Source organism: Nocardiopsis sp. TNDT3 (assembly GCF_003427465.1).
GTDB lineage: Bacteria > Actinomycetota > Actinomycetes > Streptosporangiales > Streptosporangiaceae > Nocardiopsis > Nocardiopsis dassonvillei.
The window spans coordinates 1-3,178 of the sequence record NZ_QPFC01001119.1 but is presented as its reverse complement, the minus strand read 5'-3'; the positions used below and the strand labels follow the sequence as shown (position 1 = coordinate 3,178).

Here is a 3,178-nt window from a genome sequence, read left to right as displayed (position 1 = left end):
GGCCACCCCGACCCCGCCGACACCACCGTGCCCCGCGTGGGCGCCGTGTGCGTCTACCCCGACATGGTCGCCACCGCCGTCGAGGCGCTGCGCGGCACCGGGGTCGGCGTGGCCTCGGTGGCCACCGCCTTCCCCTCCGGCCGGGCGCCCATGGAGGTCAAGCTCGCCGACACCCGCCGCGCGGTCGCCGACGGCGCCAGCGAGATCGACATGGTCATCGACCGCGGCGCCTTCCTGTCCGGCGACTACCTCAAGGTGTTCGAGGAGATCGCCGCCGTCAAGGAGGCCTGCGGCACCGCCCACCTCAAGGTCATCCTGGAGACCGGCGAGCTGGCCACCTACGACAACGTGCGCCGCGCCTCCCACCTGGCCATCCGGGCCGGGGGCGACTTCGTCAAGACCTCCACCGGCAAGGTGTCCCCGGCCGCCACCCTGCCGGTCACCCTCGTCATGCTGGAGGCGGTCCGCGACCACCACGCCGCCACCGGCAGGCGCGTGGGCGTCAAGCCCGCGGGCGGCATCCGCACCACCAAGGACGCCATCCGCAACCTGGTCCTGGTCAACGAGGTCGCCGGTCCCGACTGGCTGACCCCCGACCTGTTCCGGATCGGCGCCTCCAGCCTCCTCAACGACCTGCTCATGCAGCGCACCAGGCTGTCCACCGGCACCTACCCGGGCCCCGACTACTACACGCTGGACTGAGAGCCGTGATCTTCGAGTACGCGCCCGCACCGGAGTCCCGCTCCGTCGTCACCCTGCGCGAGAACTACGAGCTGTTCGTCGACGGCGCCTTCTCCCCGGCCGAGGGCGGCGAGTACCTCACCACCCTCAACCCCGCCGACGAGACCGAGCTCGCCCGGGTCGCCGTCGCCGGACCCGCCGACGTGGACCGGGCCGTCGCCGCCGCCCGCCGCGCCTTCGACACCGTCTGGGGGCCGATGCCCGGGGCGGAGCGCGGCAAGTACCTGTTCCGCATCGCCCGCATCATCCAGGAGCGCTCGCGCGAGCTGGCCGTGCTGGAGTCGATGGACAACGGCAAGCCCATCAAGGAGACGCGCGACGTCGACCTGCCGCTGGTCGCCGCGCACTTCTTCTACCACGCGGGGTGGGCCGACAAGCTCGCCCACGCCGGGCTGGGCCCCGACCCGCGCCCGCTGGGCGTGGCCGCCCAGGTCATCCCGTGGAACTTCCCGCTGCTCATGCTCGCGTGGAAGATCGCGCCGGCGCTGGCCACCGGCAACACCGTCGTGCTCAAGCCCGCCGAGACCACCCCGCTCACCGCGCTGGCCTTCGCCGAGATCTGCCAGGAGGCCGACCTGCCCCCGGGCGTGGTCAACGTCCTCACCGGCGCGGGCGAGACCGGCCGGGCCCTCGTGGAGCACCCGGGCGCCGACAAGGTGGCCTTCACCGGCTCCACCGGGGTGGGCCGCCAGATCGCCCGCTCGGTCGCGGGCACCGGCAAGCGCCTCACCCTGGAGCTGGGCGGCAAGGGCGCCAACATCGTCTACGACGACGCGGCCCTGGACCAGGCGGTCGAGGGCGTCGTCTCGGGCATCTTCTTCAACCAGGGCCACGTGTGCTGCGCGGGTTCGCGGCTGCTGGTCCAGGAGTCGATCGCCGAGGAACTGCTGCCCCGGCTCAAGGAGCGCATCGCCAAGCTGCGCCTGGGCGACCCGCTGGACAAGAACACCGACATCGGCGCGATCAACTCCGCCGCGCAGCTGGAGCGCATCCGCGAACTCACCGACACCGGCGAGGAGGAGGGCGCCGAGCGCTGGTCGCCCGCCTGCGAGCTGCCCGCGAGCGGCTACTGGTTCGCGCCCACCGTCCTGACCGGCGTCAGCCAGTCCCACCGCGTGGCCCGCGAGGAGATCTTCGGCCCCGTGCTCTCGGTGCTGACCTTCCGCACCCCCGAGGAGGCCGTGGCCAAGGCCAACAACACCCCCTACGGCCTCTCCGCCGGGGTGTGGACCGAGAAGGGCTCGCGCATGCTCTGGACCGCCGAGCGCCTGCGCGCCGGGGTGATCTGGTCCAACACGTTCAACAAGTTCGACCCGACCAGCCCCTTCGGCGGCTACAAGGAGTCGGGATACGGCCGCGAGGGCGGGCGGCACGGATTGGAGGCCTACCTTGGCTGAGCGGCGCGAGAACCGGAAGACCGCCAAGAACGCGGCCAGGGCCGTCAAGGCCGCGAAGGGCACGGCCGTCGCCGCCGCGCCCGCCCGGCTGGCGGTCCGCAAGACCTACAAGCTCTACCTGGGCGGGGCCTTCCCCCGCTCGGAATCGGGCAGGAGCTACCCCGTGACCTCCGCCAGCGGCCAGCACCTGGCCAACGCCCCGCTCGCCTCCCGCAAGGACGCCCGCGACGCCGTGGCCGCAGCGCGCAAGGCCTTCGGCGGCTGGTCGGGCCGCACCGCCTACAACCGCGGCCAGATCCTGTACCGGGTCGCGGAGATGCTGGAGGGACGCCGCGACCAGTTCGCCGCCCAGGCCGTGGCCGTTCAGGGGCTCTCCCGCGCCGACGCCGAACGCGTGGTCGACGCCGCCGTGGACCGGTGGGTGTACTACGCGGGCTGGACCGACAAGGTCGCCCAGGTCCTGGGCGGCGCCAACCCCGTCTCGGGGCCCTACTACAACCACTCCGCGCCCGAGCCCACCGGCGTGGTCGCGGTGTTCGCCCCCCAGAACGCGCCGCTGCTCGGCCTGACCTCCGTGGTCGCCCCCGTGATCGCCACCGGCAACACCGCCGTCGTGGTCACCTCCGGGGACGCGCCGCTGGCCGCGATCGACCTGGCCGAGGTGCTGGCCACCTCCGACCTGCCGGGCGGCGTGGTCAACCTGCTCACCGGACGCGTGCCGGAACTGGGCCCCCACCTGGCCTCGCACGCTGACGTCAACGCCCTGGACCTGACCGGCGCCGGAGACCTGGCCGCGGAGTTCGAGAGGGCCGCCGCCGACACCCTCACCCGGGTGCTGCGCCCCGGCCCCGGCTCCGACGGCGGCGAGGAGGCCTGGCTCGACCCCGACCCCGGCACCGCGCGCCTGAAGCCCTTCCTGGAGACCAAGACGGTCTGGCACCCCGTGGGGATCTAGGGGGAGCCGAGGCCGCGGCCGGTGTGACGCACGGGTTCCACCGGCGACGATCCCGTACCCCCGGCGCGTCCGGGCAGCCCGGACG

At 73.5% G+C, this 3,178-nt stretch carries 3 protein-coding genes; all 3 read left to right on the top strand.

Annotated elements, in window-relative coordinates:
• Positions 1 to 702 (top strand): deoxyribose-phosphate aldolase (gene deoC / locus DQW06_RS24595; RefSeq protein WP_117199397.1); only part of this gene is annotated, 702 nt, incomplete at its 5' end.
• A 5-nt stretch (positions 703 to 707) separates the two neighbouring features.
• On the top strand, positions 708 to 2,138 hold the full coding sequence (locus DQW06_RS24590) for an aldehyde dehydrogenase family protein (protein ID WP_071622491.1): 1,431 nt from the start codon (positions 708 to 710) through the stop codon (positions 2,136 to 2,138).
• The gene (locus DQW06_RS24585; protein ID WP_013154260.1) at positions 2,131 to 3,093 is read left to right on the top strand and encodes an aldehyde dehydrogenase family protein; all 963 of its coding nucleotides are present in this window, start codon (positions 2,131 to 2,133) and stop codon (positions 3,091 to 3,093) included. The genes DQW06_RS24590 and DQW06_RS24585 overlap by 8 nt, the downstream gene beginning before the upstream one ends.
• The last annotated feature ends 85 nt before the right edge of the window (positions 3,094 to 3,178 follow it).